The sequence below is a fragment of the Streptomyces sp. DG2A-72 genome, from assembly GCF_030499575.1.
GTDB lineage: Bacteria > Actinomycetota > Actinomycetes > Streptomycetales > Streptomycetaceae > Streptomyces.
Map to the genome: position 1 here is coordinate 431,770 of NZ_JASTLC010000001.1, position 16,950 is coordinate 448,719.

At 71.1% G+C, this 16,950-nt stretch carries 15 protein-coding genes and 1 pseudogene; 9 read left to right on the forward strand and 7 right to left on the reverse strand.

Annotated features, from left to right (window positions below; translation table 11 throughout):
- On the forward strand, positions 1 to 855 hold the full coding sequence (locus QQY66_RS02300; protein WP_301977321.1) for a carbohydrate ABC transporter permease: 855 nt from the start codon (positions 1 to 3) through the stop codon (positions 853 to 855).
- On the forward strand, positions 852 to 2,222 hold the full coding sequence (locus QQY66_RS02305; RefSeq protein WP_301977322.1) for a glycoside hydrolase family 32 protein: 1,371 nt from the start codon (positions 852 to 854) through the stop codon (positions 2,220 to 2,222). The genes QQY66_RS02300 and QQY66_RS02305 overlap by 4 nt, the downstream gene beginning before the upstream one ends.
- Here the strand turns inward: QQY66_RS02305 and QQY66_RS02310 are convergent.
- Positions 2,185 to 3,249, reverse strand: coding sequence for a LacI family DNA-binding transcriptional regulator (locus QQY66_RS02310; RefSeq protein ID WP_301987120.1), 1,065 nt, complete (start codon positions 3,247 to 3,249; stop codon positions 2,185 to 2,187). The genes QQY66_RS02305 and QQY66_RS02310 overlap by 38 nt on opposite strands.
- A 141-nt stretch (positions 3,250 to 3,390) precedes the next feature.
- Here QQY66_RS02310 and QQY66_RS02315 point away from each other — a divergent pair, with 141 nt between their 5' ends.
- From QQY66_RS02315 to QQY66_RS02330, 4 genes are all read left to right on the forward strand, one after another.
- The gene (locus tag QQY66_RS02315) at positions 3,391 to 4,221 is read left to right on the forward strand and encodes an aldo/keto reductase (RefSeq protein WP_301977323.1); all 831 of its coding nucleotides are present in this window, start codon (positions 3,391 to 3,393) and stop codon (positions 4,219 to 4,221) included.
- 81 nt (positions 4,222 to 4,302) lie between these two features.
- Positions 4,303 to 4,917, forward strand: coding sequence for a DNA polymerase ligase N-terminal domain-containing protein (locus QQY66_RS02320; protein WP_301977324.1), 615 nt, complete (start codon positions 4,303 to 4,305; stop codon positions 4,915 to 4,917).
- Between the two features lie 5 nt (positions 4,918 to 4,922).
- Positions 4,923 to 5,945 (forward strand): non-homologous end-joining DNA ligase, encoded by a 1,023-nt coding sequence (gene ligD / locus QQY66_RS02325; RefSeq protein WP_301977325.1) that lies wholly within the window; start codon positions 4,923 to 4,925, stop codon positions 5,943 to 5,945.
- Between the two features lie 111 nt (positions 5,946 to 6,056).
- Positions 6,057 to 6,491, forward strand: a complete 435-nt coding sequence (locus tag QQY66_RS02330) for a cupin domain-containing protein (protein WP_301977326.1) — start codon at positions 6,057 to 6,059, stop codon at positions 6,489 to 6,491.
- Here QQY66_RS02330 and QQY66_RS02335 read toward each other — a convergent pair whose 3' ends face one another.
- Together QQY66_RS02335 and QQY66_RS02340 are read right to left on the reverse strand one after the other, a co-directional pair.
- The gene (locus QQY66_RS02335; RefSeq protein ID WP_301987121.1) at positions 6,492 to 8,840 is read right to left on the reverse strand and encodes a SpoIIE family protein phosphatase; all 2,349 of its coding nucleotides are present in this window, start codon (positions 8,838 to 8,840) and stop codon (positions 6,492 to 6,494) included.
- A gap of 55 nt (positions 8,841 to 8,895) precedes the next feature.
- Positions 8,896 to 9,363, reverse strand: coding sequence for a peroxiredoxin (locus QQY66_RS02340; RefSeq protein ID WP_301977327.1), 468 nt, complete (start codon positions 9,361 to 9,363; stop codon positions 8,896 to 8,898).
- Between the two features lie 193 nt (positions 9,364 to 9,556).
- On the opposite strand from QQY66_RS02340, the pseudogene QQY66_RS02345 reads away from it, so the two are divergent.
- Positions 9,557 to 9,900, forward strand: a pseudogene (locus QQY66_RS02345) (MFS transporter); the annotation flags it as partial.
- A gap of 1 nt (position 9,901) precedes the next feature.
- On the opposite strand, the gene QQY66_RS02350 reads toward QQY66_RS02345, so the two are convergent.
- On the reverse strand, positions 9,902 to 10,423 hold the full coding sequence (locus QQY66_RS02350) for a MarR family winged helix-turn-helix transcriptional regulator (protein ID WP_301977328.1): 522 nt from the start codon (positions 10,421 to 10,423) through the stop codon (positions 9,902 to 9,904).
- Positions 10,424 to 10,569: 146 nt separating this feature from the next.
- Between QQY66_RS02350 and QQY66_RS02355 the strand changes: the two genes are divergently transcribed.
- The gene (locus QQY66_RS02355; RefSeq protein ID WP_301977329.1) at positions 10,570 to 11,349 is read left to right on the forward strand and encodes an Fpg/Nei family DNA glycosylase; all 780 of its coding nucleotides are present in this window, start codon (positions 10,570 to 10,572) and stop codon (positions 11,347 to 11,349) included.
- Positions 11,350 to 11,592: 243 nt separating this feature from the next.
- On the forward strand, positions 11,593 to 12,621 hold the full coding sequence (locus QQY66_RS02360) for an SDR family oxidoreductase (protein WP_301977330.1): 1,029 nt from the start codon (positions 11,593 to 11,595) through the stop codon (positions 12,619 to 12,621).
- Between the two features lie 29 nt (positions 12,622 to 12,650).
- Here QQY66_RS02360 and QQY66_RS02365 read toward each other — a convergent pair whose 3' ends face one another.
- From QQY66_RS02365 to QQY66_RS02375, 3 genes are all read right to left on the reverse strand, one after another.
- Positions 12,651 to 13,751, reverse strand: a complete 1,101-nt coding sequence (locus QQY66_RS02365; RefSeq protein WP_301977331.1) for an aromatic acid exporter family protein — start codon at positions 13,749 to 13,751, stop codon at positions 12,651 to 12,653.
- 124 nt (positions 13,752 to 13,875) lie between these two features.
- Entirely contained in the window at positions 13,876 to 15,993 is a 2,118-nt protein-coding gene (locus QQY66_RS02370) for a catalase (RefSeq protein ID WP_301977332.1), read from the reverse strand.
- 74 nt (positions 15,994 to 16,067) lie between these two features.
- Complete coding sequence (locus tag QQY66_RS02375; RefSeq protein WP_301977333.1) at positions 16,068 to 16,931, reverse strand: Rieske (2Fe-2S) protein; 864 nt, start codon at positions 16,929 to 16,931, stop codon at positions 16,068 to 16,070.
- Positions 16,932 to 16,950 lie beyond the last annotated feature (19 nt).

Here is a 16,950-nt window from a genome sequence, read left to right on the forward strand (position 1 = left end):
TTGAGCCAAGCAACCCTGTCCCTGAGCCGTGCGCGGTACTCACTCGCGCCCTGGGCACGGATCGCCGGCCTGACGGTGTGCGCCCTGCTGACCCTCGGCCCGGTCATCTGGACCCTCTCCACCTCGCTGCGCACCCCGGCCGAGTCCTTCGACCTCCCACCGCAGATCATCCCGACCAGCCCCACCACCGAGGCCTACAGCGGAGTCTTCGACCAGATCGACGTCTGGCTGCTCGCCCTCAACTCGACGCTGGTCACCGCGCTGATCGCCGTCGGCCAGATGATCACGGCGGGGCTGGCCGGCTACGCCTTCGCACGCCTCGAATTCCGGTTCAAGAAGCCGCTGTTCGGTCTGGTCCTGGCCACCATGATGGTGCCGTTGCAGGTCACCATCGTGCCGGTGTTCCTGGTGCTCAAGCAGCTGAGCCTCACCGACACCCTGCTCGCCCTGATCATCCCGGCCTTCCCGACCGCCTTCGGCACCTTCCTGATGCGCCAGTACTTCCTCGGCATGCCGAAGGATCTCGGCGAGGCGGCGATGCTGGACGGCGCCGGGCCCTGGCGGATCTTCCGGTCCGTCTACGCCCCGCTGGCCGCCCCCGGGCTCGCGATCGTCGGTGTGCTCGCCTTCAACTACCACTGGAACGAATTCTTCCGACCGCTGATCCTCGAAACGTCCGGCCAGAACTACACGCTTCCGCTGGGCCTGGTCTCCCTCCAGGGCAATCTCGGCACCGGATCCATCTCGGTCGTACTCGCCGGAGTCGTCCTCTCCATGCTCCCCGCCGTCGCCGTGTTCATCGTCGGCCAGCGCCCTCTGCGTGAGGGCATCACGTCCGCAGGAGTCAACCGTTGAGCCTCGCCGCTCCGCCCCAGGACCCCAACGCCCCCCGCTTCCGGGTCCGCCCGCCCGCCAACTGGATCAACGACCCCAACGGCCCCTTCAGTTGGCGCGGCCGGTACCACCTCTTCTACCAGCACAACCCCGAGGCTCCGATCCACACCAACGTCCACTGGGGCCATGCCTCCAGCCCCGACCTGGCGCACTGGGAGCACCACCCCCTGGCGCTCACCCCGACGCCCGGCGGCCCGGACGAGGCGGGCTGCTGGTCCGGGTGCGTGGTCGACGACGACGGCGTGCCCACGGCCGTGTACACGGGCGTCGACCGCCATCACACCGGCCTCGGCACGATCTGCCTGGCGCGGGCGCTGGTCCCTCAGGACGAGACCCTCACCGACTGGAAACCGCTGCCCACACCCGTCGTGACCGGCCCGCCCGCCGGTCTGGACGTGGTGATGTTCCGCGACCCGTTCGTCTTCCGGCACGGAGGCCGCCGCTGGGCGCTGGTCGGCGCGGGTCACGGGGACGGCACCCCGTCGGTACTGCTGTACGACTGCGACGACCTGGCCGACTGGCGGTTCGCCGGAGTGCTCCTGGACGGCAACGACCCGGTGGCCGTCGAAGCGTTCGGAGACCGGGCGACAGGCTGGGAGTGCCCGCAACTGTTCACGACCGAGGCCGGGGAGTGGGTGCTGGTGGTGTCGCTGTGGGACGGGAACCCGTGCACCACGGGCTACCTGACGGGGCGTCTGGAATCTGGCGGAGAACGGGGATTGCGCTTCCGGCCGTACACCGGAGGCCCCCTCGACCACGGTCACGCCTTCTACGCTCCCGCCGTACTCCAGGAATCGGACCGGGCGTTGATGTGGGGCTGGTCCTGGGAGGCCCGTGAGCAGGTCGAGGTGGACCGCGCCGGCTGGGCCGGTGTCCTGACCGCGCCCCGCGTCGTCGACGTGCACCCCGACGGATCGCTGCGCGTCGTCCCGGCCCCGGAACTCGAACTGCTGCGTGCGGCGGAGCCGTTCGTCACCGCGCCGGGCCGGGTACCGCTTCCACAGTCGTACGACGTGACGATCACCGCCGTGGCCCGGACGACCGTGAACCTGCTGCGCTCGACGGTGCGGCTGGACCCGGACACGGGAACCGTGGTGTTCGACTCCGGGGAGGAGGGTTCCGCGCCGATCGGGGTGCGGGTGCCGGGCGGGGAGCGGCTGGAGGTGCGCATCCTCGTCGACGGCTCGCTGTTCGAGCTGTTCGTCGGCGACCGGGCGACGGTCACCGAGCGGGTCTACCGGCGCCCGGACGACGTGCCCGAGCTCGTCGTCACGGGTGCCGCGGCGGCCGTCACCGGGTGGGAGCTGGTCCCACCGACGCCCGGCTGATCACCGGGCAGGCGAGGCGCCGTGTGGTGGCGGGCGGGGTGCGGCCGGTTTCGATGGCGTCGAGCAGCAGCCGGGTGGCGGCCTCGCCCATCGCCCGGTGCGGCAGCGCGACCGAGGTGAGGGGCGGGGTCAGGAAGGCGGCCATGTGCTCCTGGTCGTCGTAGCCCACGATCGACAGCTCGTCGGGGACGATGATCCCGAGCCGGGTCGCGGCGTGCAGGACGCCCGCCGCGACCCGGTCGTTGTAGCAGAAGATCCCGGTGGGCCGCCGGGCGGCGGGGGCGTCGGCGAGCAGCTGCTCGGCGCCGCGGTAGCCGCCGGAGATCTCGCCTCCGGTCCGTACGACCCACTCCTTGGGGACGGTGATCCCCTCGGCCCGCAGCGCGTCCCGGAAGCCGCGCAGCCGCTCCACCGACGCGATGTCGTCCTGCCCTCCCACCAGGCCGATCCTGCGGTGGCCCTGCTCCAGCAGCAGCCTCGCCGCCGTACGGCCACCGGCGCGCTCGGCGGGGATGACGGAGGGCAGCGAGTCGTCCTCGGGCAGGCAGTTGGCGAGCACCGAGTGGGTGCGGTGCAGGCCTTCGGGGACACGGACACGACGCAGGGACATGGCCGCGTAGATGATGCCGTCCACCCTGCGGTCGAGGAGTTCGGCGACGGCCGCGTCCTCCTTGGCCGGGTCGCCGCCGGAGTCGACGGTCAGCACCAGGTGCTCACTGCTCCAGGCCGTCTCCATCGCGCCCCGCAGCAGCCGGCCCGCGAACGGCGACGAGGCGATCTCGTCGGTGACCAGCCCGATCACGGCCGTACGACTGCGGCGCAGACCGCGTGCGAGAGGGTCGGGCCGGTAGCCGAGCTGGGCGGCGGCCTGCCGGATGCGTTCCTGGGTGGCGGGCGAGAGGTTGCCCTGGGCGCGGCCGTTGAACACGAAGGAGACAGCGGTGTGCGACACGCCGGCCAGCCGGGCCACGTCCCGTGACGTGGGACGCGCGGTGCCGTTCGTCTTCCTGTCCTCGGCGCTGCCCATGCCGTCCGCCGCCCTCATCCCCCACCCGTCCGGTTGATCACTCCTCAGCCTATCCGGCACCCGGAGGCATCGGCCCTGCCCGCCCGGGCGCGAAATCGCATACTGGCTGGACGACGACACAGTCAACGGGAAGGTCCGACCGTGCTCAGCATCCCGGCACACACGCTCAACGACGGTACGCAGATCCCCGCCATCGGCCTGGGCACCTGGCCGATGAACGACACACAGGCCGAGCAGGCGGTCGGCGCCGCGCTGGAGATGGGCTACCGGCTCGTCGACACGGCGACGAACTACCGCAACGAGACCGGAGTCGGCCGGGGCGTCGCGACCAGCGGCGTGCCTCGTGAGGAGGTCGTGGTGACCACGAAGCTTCCGGGACGGCACCACGGTTACGAGGAGACCCTCGCCTCCTTCGAGGAGTCCCGCGGCCGGCTCGGCCTGGACTACGTCGACCTGTATCTCATCCACTGGCCGCTCCCCCGCGTCGACAAGTACGTCGACTCCTGGAAGGCCATGATCAAACTCCGCGAGGACGGCCTCGTGCGGTCGATCGGGGTCTCCAACTTCACGGCCGAGCACATCGAACGGCTGGAGAAGGAGACCGGGGTCCTGCCGTCCTTGAACCAGATCGAGCTGCACCCGCTGTTCCCGCAGGAGGACCTGCGGGCCTTCCACGCCGGCAAGGGCATCGTCACCGAGAGCTGGAGCCCGCTGGGCCGTGGCTCCCAGCTGCTGGACGATCCCGTCGTCACCGGCATCGCCGAGGCGCACGGGGTGAAGCCGGGCCAGGTCGTGCTGCGCTGGCACACACAGCTGGGCGCGCTGCCCATCCCGAAGTCGGCCAGCCCCGAGCGGCAGCGCGAGAACCTCGACGTCTTCGGCTTCGAACTCGATGACGCGCAGCTGGAGGCGCTCGCCGACCGCACTCACCGGCGCCTGGGCGGGGACCCCGAGGTGCACGAGGAGTTCTGAGTCGGCTCCTCGATCAGGGGTACCCGGGGCCGTGCACCGGCGCGGGCCCCGCGTCACGGGGTGTCCGGGAAGGAGTCGCAGGTGGGAGAGCACGAACGGCTGCGGGACTACCGCGGCAAGCGCCGTTTCGACCGGACCCGTGAGCCCGAGGGCCACCAGGCACCCTCCGGTGAGGAGCCCCGGTTCGTCGTACAGATCCATGATGCGAGCACCCTGCACTTCGACTTCCGGTTGCAGGTCGACGACGTACTGAAGTCATGGGCGGTGCCGAAGGGGCCGTCGGCCGATCCCCAGGACAAGCGGCTGGCCATGCCCACGGAGGACCATCCGCTGGAGTACGAGGAGTTCGAGGGCGTCATCCAGCAGGGCGAGTACGGCGGCGGGACCGTGATCGTGTGGGACCACGGCACGTACGAGCCCCTCAGCCACGACCGCAAGGGGCGGCCCGTGGACTTCGAGGAGTCGCTGGCGCACGGCCACGCCACGTTCCGGCTCAACGGCTCGAAGCTGCACGGCGAGTATGCGCTCACCCGGTTCCGCGGTGGGAAGGACGACGGCGGGGGCGAAGCCTGGCTTCTGGTGAAGGCGTCCGGCGGGCGGGCCCGCGGGCACGGCACCCCGGATCCCCGGCGGGCCCGCTCCGCGCGCACCGGCCGTACCCTCGCCCAGGCCGCCGCGGACGACCGTGAGGAGTGAACGGAGTGTCCGGCCTGCCGGCCACGCTGCCCGCCGAGCAGCGTCGGCTGCTGCGGAAGGCGCGCCCCGGGGCGGAGCTGGCCGCGCAACCGATGCTCGCCACGCTCAGTGACCGGCGGGACTTCTCCGGCGAGTGGATCTTCGAGCGGAAGCTGGACGGCGTCCGCGTGCTGGCCGTCCGGGAGCAGAGCCGGATTCTGCTCCTGTCCCGTGCGGGGCACCGCCTCAACGACACGTATCCGGAGATCGTCGACGCGCTCGCGGCCCAGGACTGCCAGGACTTCACCATCGACGGGGAGATCGTGGCGTTCTCGCACAGCCGCACCGACTTCGCCCGGCTCCAGCAGCGCATGGGGCTGACCCGGCCGCGGGACATCGCGGCGAGCGGTGTCGCCGTGACGTACTACGTCTTCGACCTGCTCAGGCTGGACGGGTCGGACACCACCCGGCTGCCGCTGCGGACGCGTAAGTCCCTGCTGCGCCGGGCGTTGGCCTATCGCGCCCCGCTGCGGGTGACGTCCCACCGCAACGAGGGCGGTGCCGAACTGCTCGCCGACGCCTGCGCCCGCGGCTGGGAAGGGCTGATCGCCAAGCGCGCCGACGGCCCCTACCGTCCGCGCCGGTCCACGGACTGGCTGAAGCTCAAGTGCTCCCAGGGACAGGAGTTCGTCGTCGGCGGCTTCACCGAGCCGGCCGGCTCCCGCGTGGGTCTTGGCGCCCTGCTGCTCGGCTATCACGAGGAGGGCAGGTTCCGGTACGCGGGCAAGGTCGGCACGGGCTTCGACCGCCGCACGCTGCTCGCACTTCGCGAACGCCTCGACGACCTGCGCACCTCGTCATCGCCCTTCGACGACCCGGTGCGCGAGTCGGGAGCCCGCTGGGTGGAGCCGACGCTGGTCGCGCAGATCGCCTTCACCGAATGGACCCGTGACGGGATGCTGCGTCATCCGAGGTATCTCGGGTTGCGCGACGACAAGCGTCCGCAGGATGTCGTACGGGAGCGTGTGCCGGACCGCGTGGCCGGTTGACCCGCCTTCCCTCCAGGCCCGTCACCGGATTCGGTTCCCAACTGGCCTGCCGTGCCCCTATGTTCACAGGGCACGTCGTTGATCGTCCGTTCCCGCCGGGAGGCCGTTCCCATGCGCATGTTCCTCCGTACCGCCATAACCGGGGCGGTCGCCGCCGTCACCTTCGCGACCTGTGGCACCGCCCAGGCGACCCCGCCCGGTCCGGGAGTCACCGGAAAAGTGATCGCCCAGACCACGGTCGGCGGCACCGACTACATCCTGCGGGAGATCACCGTCCCGCCCGGGCAGGGGACCGGCTGGCACTACCACGACGGTCCGCTGTACGCCGTCGTGCAGCAGGGCACGCTCAGCCACTTCGACTCCACCTGCGCGTCCGACGGCGTGTACCCGAAGGGCAGCACCATTCAGGAACCGGCCGGGGCGGGCCATGTCCACATCGGCCGCAATCTGGGCGACACGCCGGTCGTCCTCGATGTGCTGTACGTCCTGCCGCACGGGGCGCCGTTGTCGCAGGACGCGGCGAATCCGGGCTGCCCGTTCGAGTGATCAGGGCGGTGGCAGCGGCTGTTCGGCCCAGATGGTCTTGCCCCGGACCGTCTGCCGGCTGCCCCACCGCTGGGTGAGCTGGGCGACCAGGAGGAGGCCACGGCCGCCCTCGTCGTAGGCGTGTGCCCGGCGCAGATGCGGTGAGGTGGAACTGCCGTCGGAGACCTCGCAGATGAGGGTGCGGTCGCGGATCAGCCGCAGCTGGATGGGCGGTTCGCCGTAGCGGATGGCGTTGGTGACGAGTTCGCTGACGACGAGTTCGGTGACGAAGGCGGCCTCGTCCAGCCCCCACGCGGCCAGTTGCTCGATGGCCTCCTGCCGGGTGACGGCCACGTGCGCGGGGTCCGGGATCACGTCCCAGGTGGCGACCCGGTCGGCACCCAGCGCCCGGGTGCGGGCGAGCAGGAGGGCCACGTCGTCGCTGGGCTCTTCCGGCAGTACGGCCTTCAGCACCGTGTCGCACAGGGCGTCCAGGGTGTCGGTGCGGGCGGCCAGGGCCCGGCACAGCTCGGACGTGGCGTGGTCGACGTCGCGGTCCCGGTCCTCGATGAGGCCGTCGGTGTACAGGGCTACGACGGCTCCCTCGGGGAGTTCCAGCTCCACCGACTCGAAGGGCAGTCCGCCGACGCCGAGCGGGGGCCCGGCGTTGATCTCGACCAGCCGCGTAGTGCCGTCGGGGAGGACCACGACGGGCGGGGGGTGTCCGGCGGCGGCCATGGTGAGGTGGCGGGTGACGGGGTCGTAGACGGCGTACAGGCAGGTGGCGCCGAGTTCGGCGGCCTCTTCGTCGCGGTCGTCGGACGCCAGGTGGGTGACCAGGTCGTCGAGGTGGGTGAGGAGTTCGTCCGGCGGCAGGTCCACGTCGGCGAGGGTGCGGACGGCCGTGCACAGGCGGCCCATGGTCGCCGACGACGGGATGCCGTGCCCGACGACGTCGCCGACGACCAGGGCGACCCGGCTGCCGGACAGCGGGATCACGTCGAACCAGTCGCCGCCGATGCCGGCGAGGGAGCCGGAGGGCAGATAGCGGTGGGCCACCTCGACCACCGCCTGTCCGGGCAGTCCGCGCGGCAGCAGGCTGTGCTGGAGGGCCAGCGCGGTGGTGCGTTCGCGGGCGAAGCGGCGGGCGTTGTCGACGCAGACGGCGGCCCGGCTGGCGAGTTCCTCGGCGAGGACGGCGTCGTCCGCGCCGTAGTCGTCGGGGTTGGCGATGCGGACGGCCACCGCGACGCCGAGCGTGATGCCGCGGGCCCGCAGCGGTACCGCGAGCATCGAGTGGACGCCCTTGCGGTGGGGGCGGCCGGCCGGGGCCCGCGCGTTGCGTTCGGCGACCCAGCGCACGAAGTCCGGCTCGCCCGCCTGGCCGAGGACGGCTCGCCCCTCCCGCAGGGCCCGGGCGGGCGGCGAGTACCCGGGGTAGATCTCCGAGTCGCCCAGGCGCACGGCGGCCTCCGGAGTGCCTTCGGTACGGGAGCCGTGGGCGACGCGGCGCAGGACGATCTCTTTGTCCAGTGCCGTAGGGGCTTCGTCCGCCCCGAGGACCCAGTCGAGCAGGTCCACGCTGGCGAAGTCGGCGTACCGCGGGACCAGGAGTTCCACGAGTTCTTCGGCGGTGCGCACCACGTCCAGGGTGGTGCCGATGGCGGCCGCCGCCTCGTTGAGCAGGGCCAGCCGCTGCCGGGCCCAGTACTGCTCGGTGCTGTCGAGGGCGGCCAGGGCCACGCCGGTCACTTCACCCGAGTCGTCCCGCACCGGCCACATCTCGATGCTCCAGGCGTGTTCCCGGTTGAGGGCGGGCGCGCCGGTGAAGCTCTCGGAGTGGACCGGCCAGCCCGTCTCGGCGACGCGGCGCAGATTGCTGTGGAAGTCCCGGCTGTGCTCGGCGTCCTCCACGGTCTCCAGGAAGGGCCTGCCCAGCAGCACCTCCTCGGGCACGCCCATGACCCGGCAGGCCGTGTCGTTGACGCGCAGATAGCGCTGTCGCGTGTCGAAGACCGACATGGACATCGATGCCTGCTGGAAGGCCTGCCCCGCCAGGGTCGGCTCGGGGCCGCCGGGCCTGGCGGTGATCACATGTCCGCCAGGTGCGCCGTCCGGGCCCAGCACGGCGGTCGCCTGCACGGGGAGCGCCACGGTGGAGCCGTCGCGATGCCGCAGGACGACGGGGCCGGACAGCGCGGCCCAGGCCTCCGCAGACGGGTCCTCGGCGAGCAGATCGCGTGCCGCCCGTCCCACGACCTCCTCGGCCGGGTATCCGGTCAGCTGCCGGGCACCCTCGCTCCACCCCGTTACGACACCCGAGGAATCGATGATCACCGTGGCGGAGGCGTGCTCCATATCGTCCAGAATGGCCCTCTTGCGGGGCCGTATCAACCGGCGCCGGCGCCTCCGTGCGGGTCCGAGGTCACTTCCGGTGGGCGCGCAGCGCCGCGAGGGCTCGGTCGGCGTGGGTGTTCATGCGCAGTTCGCTGTGCACGGCCTCGAGGACGGTGCGGTCCTCGGCGATGACGTAGGTGACGCGCTTGGTGGGCGCCATGGAGAAGCCTCGCTTGACCCCGAACTGTTCCCGGACCGTCCCGTCGACGTCGGACAGCAGCGGCATGCCCAGGGTGTGGCGCTCGGCGAACTCCTGCTGGCGCTCGACGGGGTCCCCGCTGATCCCGACCGGGCGGGCACCGACGGCGCCGAACTCGGCAGCCAGGTCCCGGAAGTGGCAGGCCTCGGCGGTGCAGCCGGGCGTGAGGGCGGCGGGGTAGAAGAAAAGCACCACCGGTCCCTCGGTGAGCAGTTCGGACAGGCGACGGCGGGTGCCGGTCTCGTCCGCCAGCTCGAAGTCCTCGGTCTTGTCCCCGATCCCTATGCGTCCGCTCACTGTGTGCCCCTCATGTGATTCCTGCGCGCGATCACTGGAGCGTAACGCGGTCGTCTGCCCGTTCCCGAAGGGGGCAGGCCTCGAACGGGGCTTGTGGGAACGGCGATTGTGCGTTCCGGGCGTGTAGCCGAACGAGCGGCGGAAGACGTCGACGAACGCGCTGGTGGAGGACCAGCCGCAGCGGTGGGCGACCGTGAGGTGGTCGTACGCGCTGACCGTCCTCGCCGTCGCCGGGATCGTCGTCGTGCCCGGCCCCGCGGTCCACCTGTTCATCGCGCCGACGTCAGCGGGCCTGTACGTGCCGTTCTCGCTGCACATCACGCTCTGCCAGGGCTGTCTCCCCGGCGAGTGGGGACCGCGAGCGGGGTCACGCTGGGTCTGACGGTGAGCGTCGGCGGGCTCGCCGCCCCTGTCCTCGGCGCGGTCGCCGACGCCACGTCCCTGCGGACCGCGCTGCTCCCGCTCATCGCCCTGCCCGCACTGGGGCACCTGCTGCTGCGGGGCCTGCACGAGCCCGGCCGCCCCGCTCATGCCTAGCTCAGGCCTTGCCCGCCGGTGCCACCGCCTCGGGTTCCGACTCGTCGTCGATGGCGTACGACAGGAAGTCGTCGACCATGCGGTGGAAGAGGGTGGCGAGCTGGCGCAGCTCCTCCGCAGACCAGTCGCCCAGGGCCAGTTGCATGCCGCGTGCGCCCGCGTCGCGGATGCTGTCGATGGCCTGGCGCCCCGCGTCGGTGAGCTGGATGCGCTGGGCGCGGCGGTCGTCGGGGTCCGGGACGCGGGTGACGTAACCGGCCTTCTGCAGTTGCTGCACCGTGCGGGTGACGTGCGAGGCCTCCACCCCCAGCCGGGTGGCCAGCTCCCCGGGGCGCAACGGCTCCGAGTCGGCGACCTGGCGCAGCAGCGCCACGGCGGCCCGGTCCAGCGGCACGCCGGCCAGGGCCATCAGCCGGTCGTGCTGCCGGGCGCGCGTGCTCAGGTAGGTGATGCGGGTGAGCGCCCGCTCGATCTCGATCACTTCCGGGGACGCGGGGGCATCAGGCAGCTGTGGTGTGGGCATACGAGCCACTTTACCATCTTGTTGCGTAACTCAATTAATCTATGGCCCTTGTCCGGCTGTGCCGTGCCGGAGACGGCCCGTGCGAGGGCGCGTATCCATCGCGGGCGGTAGCGTCGTCAGTACGCCACGGATAGCGGAGAAGAATCGTGCCCGAACTCCCGGATGTCGAGGGATTCCGCCAGGTCCTGCTCGATTGCGGGAGTCGCCGGTCCGTCACGGACATCGAGGTGCGGGACGCCGGAGTTCTACGGGGTGTCACCGAGAAACGACTCCGGAAAGAACTGAAGGGGAAGCGTCTCGGGAAGGCGTGGCGGCACGGAAAATGGCTCTTCGTACCGACGGACGGTGGCCCGACCCTTGTCTTTCATTTCGGAATGACAGGGTCACTGCGGTGCTGTGACCAGGAAGAACCGATCGAGGCACATGACCGCATCGTGCTGACACTCGACGGTACGCGGAATCTCTGCTATCGCGATCAACGCAAGCTGCAGGGCGTGCAGTTGGCCGACGACGCCGCGGCGGACCGAATTCTGGACGGTCTGGGCCCGGACGCCCAGGCCGTGAGCCGAGAAGAGTTTCTGGAACTGCTGTCGGGACGACGGGGTGCCGTCAAGAGTGCGCTGATGGACCAGTCCGTCATCGCGGGCCTCGGAAACCTCCTGTGCGACGAGATCCTCTGGCGCGCTCGTGTCGCCCCCCGAAATCCGGCGCGGAACCTGGACGAGAAGACACTCCGGCGCATCCACGCGGCGATGGGTCGTGTCCTGACGACATCCGTGCGCGACGGGCGGGTGCCGCCACGACGCTCCTGGCTCACCGGGCGCCGGGACGACAGTGAGCCGAAATGTCCCCGCTGCGGCGATTCCCTGCGTTCGAGTCGCAGCGCGGGACGCCGCACGGTCTGGTGCCCGCACTGTCAGGCCTGAACGGCGCCATGACGCCGTAGGGAAAGGTGAGGCCGCGGGCGCGGGTCCCACCGCGTCCACGGCCTCGTTCCCACGGCCGCTCAGCCACGGCACGAGTGCCCCAGGGCCACGCGAGCAAACACACTCCCCGCCGGGCTGAACCGTGTGGCGACCTTTCCATCGCGTGCATCCCCGGGCACCGGGTACTCGGGGCGGAGCACGCTCATGACGCGTGGATCAACCCTCCCCCGAAAGGAGCCGGTCGTGAGGAGCGAATCCGGCGGCAAGGTCGTCGTCACGGGTGCCACCGGCAATGTGGGCACCAGCCTGGTGCGCCTGCTCGTGGAGGATTCGGAGGTCGGATCCGTGCGGGGTCTCGCCCGTCGGATTCCGGACTGGTCGCCCGGCAAGACCCAGTGGTCCGCGGTGGACCTGGCCTCCGAGGACGCCGACCTGGTCAAGGAGTTCGAAGGCGCCGACGCTGTGGTCCATCTGGCCTGGGCCTTCCAGCCCACGCACGATCCGGCCGCTACCTGGCGCACCAACGTGCTCGGCGGCATCCGGGTGTTCGAGGCAGTGGCTGCGGCGAAGGTGCCGGCGCTGATCCATGCCTCCTCCGTGGGGGCGTACTCGCCGGGGCCCAAGGACCGCGCGGTGGACGAGTCGTGGCCGACTCATGGGTGGCCGGATGCTGCTTACTGCCGTGAGAAGGCTTACCTGGAGCGGGCTCTGGACTCCTTCGAGCAGCAGCGCCCGGGGATCCGGGTGGTACGGATGCGGCCCGCCTTCCTCTTCAAGCGGGAGTCGGCGAGCGAGCAGCGCCGCATCTTCGGCGGCCGTTTCCTGCCAGGACCGCTGGCGCGTCCCGAGTTGCTGCCCTTCCTCCCCGACATCCCGGGCCTGCGGGTGCAGGCCCTGCACACCGACGACGCGGCGCAGGCCTACCGGCTGGCGGTGCACAGCCACCTGGGCGGCGCGTTCAACCTGGCGGGCGAGCCGCCCGTCGACGCGCAGATGCTGGGCGAGATGCTCGGAGCCCGCCCGGTACGGCTGCCACGCCCGGCCGCCCGCTCCGCCATCGCGGCCGCATGGGGCCTGCATCTGCTGCCCGCCTCACCCCACCTCTTCGACGCCGTGCTCCGGCTCCCCCTCATGGACTGCTCACGGGCCCACACCGAACTCCACTGGCAGCCGGAGCGGACGGCCGGAGAGGTGCTGGAGGAGTTCCTGCACGGGCTGCAACGGGGAGCCGGCGCGGAGACAGAGCCCCTCCAGGGCCGCAAAGTGGGCTGAGCCGTCCCCCGCACTCGCGCCACCGTCGTTCACGCCGGGCGCCGGGGCTGCGGCACGTTCTGCGCGTCGGCGACCGTGGTGAGGTCGTCCAGGAGTCGTTGCGTGTCCAGGGCCAGACCGCCGAGGGCGGGGGTGATCTCGTAGCGGCCGTCGGCGAGTACGGCGGTCAGACGCTGGTGTGCGGCGGTCGCCTCGTTCAGCGCGCCGTCGCGCTCGTCGGCGCTGTCGGGGTCGAGCACGTCGCCGGCCGACCGCAAGAGGGGCGAGAGGATGCCCGGTACGCAGTCCGGAAGCGTGGTGGCATCATTCAGCGTACGGATCGTCGCTCTGATGTGTTCGGTGATCCGGTCCCAGGTGAGGTCCCAGTCGGCCGACGGTGGTGGGACAACGGTCCGGCGCAGCTTGTGCCCCGGGTTGAAGCGGAAGCTCTCGTCCGACCAGCGTCGCGCGTCCCGCAGCTCCGCGACCACGTCGGTCAGTCGCGCGGCCCTGTCGTACCAGCCCCGCACCCGGCCGTCGTCGTACGCGCCCTCGATGCCGACGGCGACCTCGTGCAGCAACTTGGCGCAGTCCCGCGGGAGTTGGTCCCGCAGGTGGCGGACTCGGTCGGTGTGCACCGGCGGCAGTACCAAGGCGTTCACGCAGACGCCGATGGCCGCTCCGAGCAGGGTCTCCAGGAGGCGGTGCAGGATGTCGAAGCCGGCGTACGACTCGTACACGAGGACGAACAGTGCGGCGGTGGGCGCGTACAGGCCCTGAGAACCGAACCGGGTGTAGTTGCCGAGCAGGACCGTCAGGGGCAGGGCCACCGCCATCGCGGCCATAGTGTTGGGGGCGAGCACGCCGGCGCCGGCGGCGAGAAGCGTTCCCGAGACGACCACCACGAATTGCTGCAGTGCGGACAGCAGGGAGCGGTAGACGGTGCTCTGCACCAGGAACAGCGCGGTCCATGGCGCCAGGAGGGCCATCGGCGCGTTCCACCACCAGCCGGCCAGCGCCCAGGCCAGTAGCGCGGCGCCCGCCGTCTTGAGGGACTGGACCGTGGCGTAGCGCTCGGGGCCGGCAGCGGTGACGCACCTGCGGACCGAGCGGCACAGGGATGTGGCTTCCCAGGTGAGTGAGTGCCACACGATGACGCTCGACTCCTTCCTCAGGTTCCTCGGGTTCCTCGGGGCAGGGGCGTGCGGCCGGTGGCGTTGAAGATCGCGGCGGTTTCGGGGAACGAGCAGGGCCGGTGGGCACCGGCGCCGACGCTCAGCGGCGTACCGGCGGCCGGTCCCAGTGGCGGTGGGCGGCGATCGCGGCCGTCAGCTGCGACAGGAACCTCTCGCTGGCCGGCCCGGTCGACGTCTCGGTGACCACGCCGCGGTCGGCCACGGTGCCGTCGCCGTCTCCGGCGAGCCGCAGGCCGTCCGGTTCCAGCATGGCGACCAGATCGACGCCGCTGCCCAGGGCGCCGACCGGCTTGCCGTGCCGGTAGGCGTCCCGTACGAACCGCTGGACCGTCGCGTCGCCGGCGAGCTCGCGCGCGCCGCCCGGGACGACCACCGCGTCGTAGAGCACGGACGCGACCGTGGGCAGCGCCCGGTCGACCTGGTGCCGGCCGTCGTCGCTGTCGCGCACCGTGCCGTCGTGGAAGGCCAGTTCCTCGACGATCGCGCCACCGTCCTCCATGACCTCCCGCACGGTGCCGACCTGGGCCGCGTCCACACCATCGCCGACCAGGACCGCGACCTGCCGGGTACGGATACTGCCGTCGCCGCGGAGTTTGTCGCTCGTCATGCTCAGCGCCGGGGAGGGTTCCGGCTGCGGGGTGTCCTCCTTGTCGGGCGGCTCGACACCGATGCCCTCGGCCACGGCGGCGGCCAATCCGTGGTGCACATGGCCCAGTTGCTCGACGGTCCGCTGCCGTACCTGCATGGACCCGACCTTGCCGAGCTCGAAACGGAAAGCGTCGATGATGTGCTGCCTCTCCCAGTCGGACATGCTCAGGAAGAACAGCGCCGCCTGGGTGTAGTGGTCCTTGAAGCTCTCGCTGCGCTTGCGGATCTTGTTCCCGTCCACCCGCTCCTGGAGATGGCTGTACGCGCTCGGATCGGCAGCCCCGGCGAGCACCGGGCAGCCGCCGCTCAGGGAGTTGGGGCTGTAGCTGGTGCCGCTGTGTATCTGTCCCTGGTGGAAGCCGTCCCGCTGGTTCGTGCGGACGTCCACGACCGGCCGGTTCACCGGAATCTGGGCGAAGTTGGGGCCGCCCAGGCGGATCAACTGAGTGTCCAGATAGGAGAAGTTGCGGGCCTGGAGCAGCGGGTCGTTGGTGAAGTCGATGCCCGGCACCACGTTGGCCGTGTGGAAGGCGACCTGTTCGGTCTCGGCGAAGAAGTTCTCCGGGTTGCGGTCGAGGACCATGCGGCCGATGGGCCGGACGGGGATCTCCTCCTCCGGGATGATCTTCGTGGCGTCCAGGAGGTCGAAGTCGAAGGAGTGCTCGTCCTCTTCCGGCACCAACTGCACACCCAGTTCGTATTCCGGGTAGTTGCCGGCCGCGATGTTGTCCCACAGGTCACGGCGGTTGAAGTCCGGGTCACGGCCCTGGGTCTCCTGCGCTTCGTCCCACACCAGCGAGTGAACGCCCAGCACGGGCGTCCAGTGGAACTTCACGAACGTGCCGTTGCCCTCGGCGTCGACGAACCGGAAGGTGTGCACGCCGAAGCCCTGCATCGTCCGGTAGCTGCGCGGAATGGCGCGGTCGGACATCAGCCACATCATCATGTGCAAGGTCTCGGGCTGGAGGGAGACGAAGTCCCAGAGGGTGTCGTGCGCGGACGCGCCCGTGGGGATCTCGTTGTGCGGTTCCGGCTTCACGGCGTGCACGAAGTCGGGAAATTTGATGCCGTCCTGGATGAAGAAGACCGGCATGTTGTTCCCGACAAGATCGTAATTGCCCTCCGACGTATAGAACTTCGTCGCGAAGCCGCGGACGTCGCGCACCGTGTCCGCCGAGCCGCGCGGGCCCTGCACGGTGGAGAAGCGCACGAACACCGGCGTCCGCACGGACGGATCCTGGAGGAAGGCGGCCTTGGTGAACTCCGCACAGGACTGGTACGGCTGGAAGTAGCCGTACGCGCCGGCCCCTCGGGCATGCACCACGCGCTCCGGGATCCGCTCGTGGTCGAAGCGGGTGAGCTTCTCCCGGAAGTGGAAGTCCTCCATCAGCGTGGGGCCGCGCTCCCCCGCCTGGAGAGAGTCGTCGGTGTGATCGACCACCACTCCCTGATCCGTGGTGAGCGGGCCACCGGCGGGGTCGGGGGCGCGGTGGGCGTCGCGCTGCCGCTGCTTCGCGTCGTCGGCGGGACGGCGTTCGTGCGTGGTCATGACGTTTTCTCCCTCGGCTCATCGACTGGGTCGGCCGGTTGGCTGGTCGGTCGTCGCGCGGTCCCCCGCACCGATCAATGCGCGTGTCCCTCCCGTAGCCGGATCTCGACCAGGCCGTCGCTGAGGCGTACGTCGAAGGAGGGCTGCGGTGCCGTGGACGGGCCGGCCACGCAGGCGCCGTCCGCGAGCCGGAACGTGCTGCCGTGCCAGGGACAGGTCACGCATCCGTCACTGATCTCGCCCTCCGACAGAGGGCCCGACAGATGGGCGCACCGCTCCGCCAGCGCGTGTACTTCTCCGGGACTGTCGGAGTCCCGTACGAGCAGCACGGGCACCTCCCCGACCATCCGCCGGACGACACTGCCCCGCGGGAACTCCTCCGGGTCACCGACCGCATGCCAGCCCGCGTCGATCAGATGCGGCACGGCCTCGCTGTGGTTCACCCCCGCGGCCTGCCGGTACGCCATGTGGCCGCCGAGAAACCCGCCGACCGTGGCGGCCGTGAGTCCGGCGAAGCCGAGCAGCCGACCGCTCCGGCCCCTGCTGCGGGCCGCGAGCGAGGCGGCGTAGCAGGCGATGGCCACGGTGTTCGCCGCCGCGTGCACCACGCCCACGCGCTCCTGCTCGGGTAGCTGGTCCGCGAAGTCGACGGCCCCCGCCAGCGCGGCCGGGGCGGCGCCGGCGAGCCCGACGGCGACCAGCAGCCGGGCCGCGCGCTCATTGCCGCGGGTCAGATCGAGCACCGCGGCGGACGTCCAGGCGCCGATGGGGGTCTGCACCAGCACCGGGTGCAGGGGGTGGCCCTGCCAACGGCCGCGCAGCACGTCCCGCAGGGGCCCGAGGGGCAGAGCGTGGACACCCGTCCGTACGGGGGCCGCGACACGGTCGAGCAGGTCGGCGTCCTCCAGGACTTCGATCTTCGACAGGGGATTGCGCATGTGCGCCGGGTTACCCGAT

Coding starts and splice junctions, on each gene's coding strand:
- QQY66_RS02310 (WP_301987120.1), bottom strand. CDS start 3,249: ATGGGCAGCGCCGAGGACAGGAAGACGAACGGCACCGCGCGTCCCACG.
- QQY66_RS02330 (WP_301977326.1), top strand. CDS start 6,057: ATGCGCATGTTCCTCCGTACCGCCATAACCGGGGCGGTCGCCGCCGTC.
- QQY66_RS02350 (WP_301977328.1), bottom strand. CDS start 10,423: ATGCCCACACCACAGCTGCCTGATGCCCCCGCGTCCCCGGAAGTGATC.
- QQY66_RS02370 (WP_301977332.1), bottom strand. CDS start 15,993: ATGACCACGCACGAACGCCGTCCCGCCGACGACGCGAAGCAGCGGCAG.
- QQY66_RS02375 (WP_301977333.1), bottom strand. CDS start 16,931: ATGCGCAATCCCCTGTCGAAGATCGAAGTCCTGGAGGACGCCGACCTG.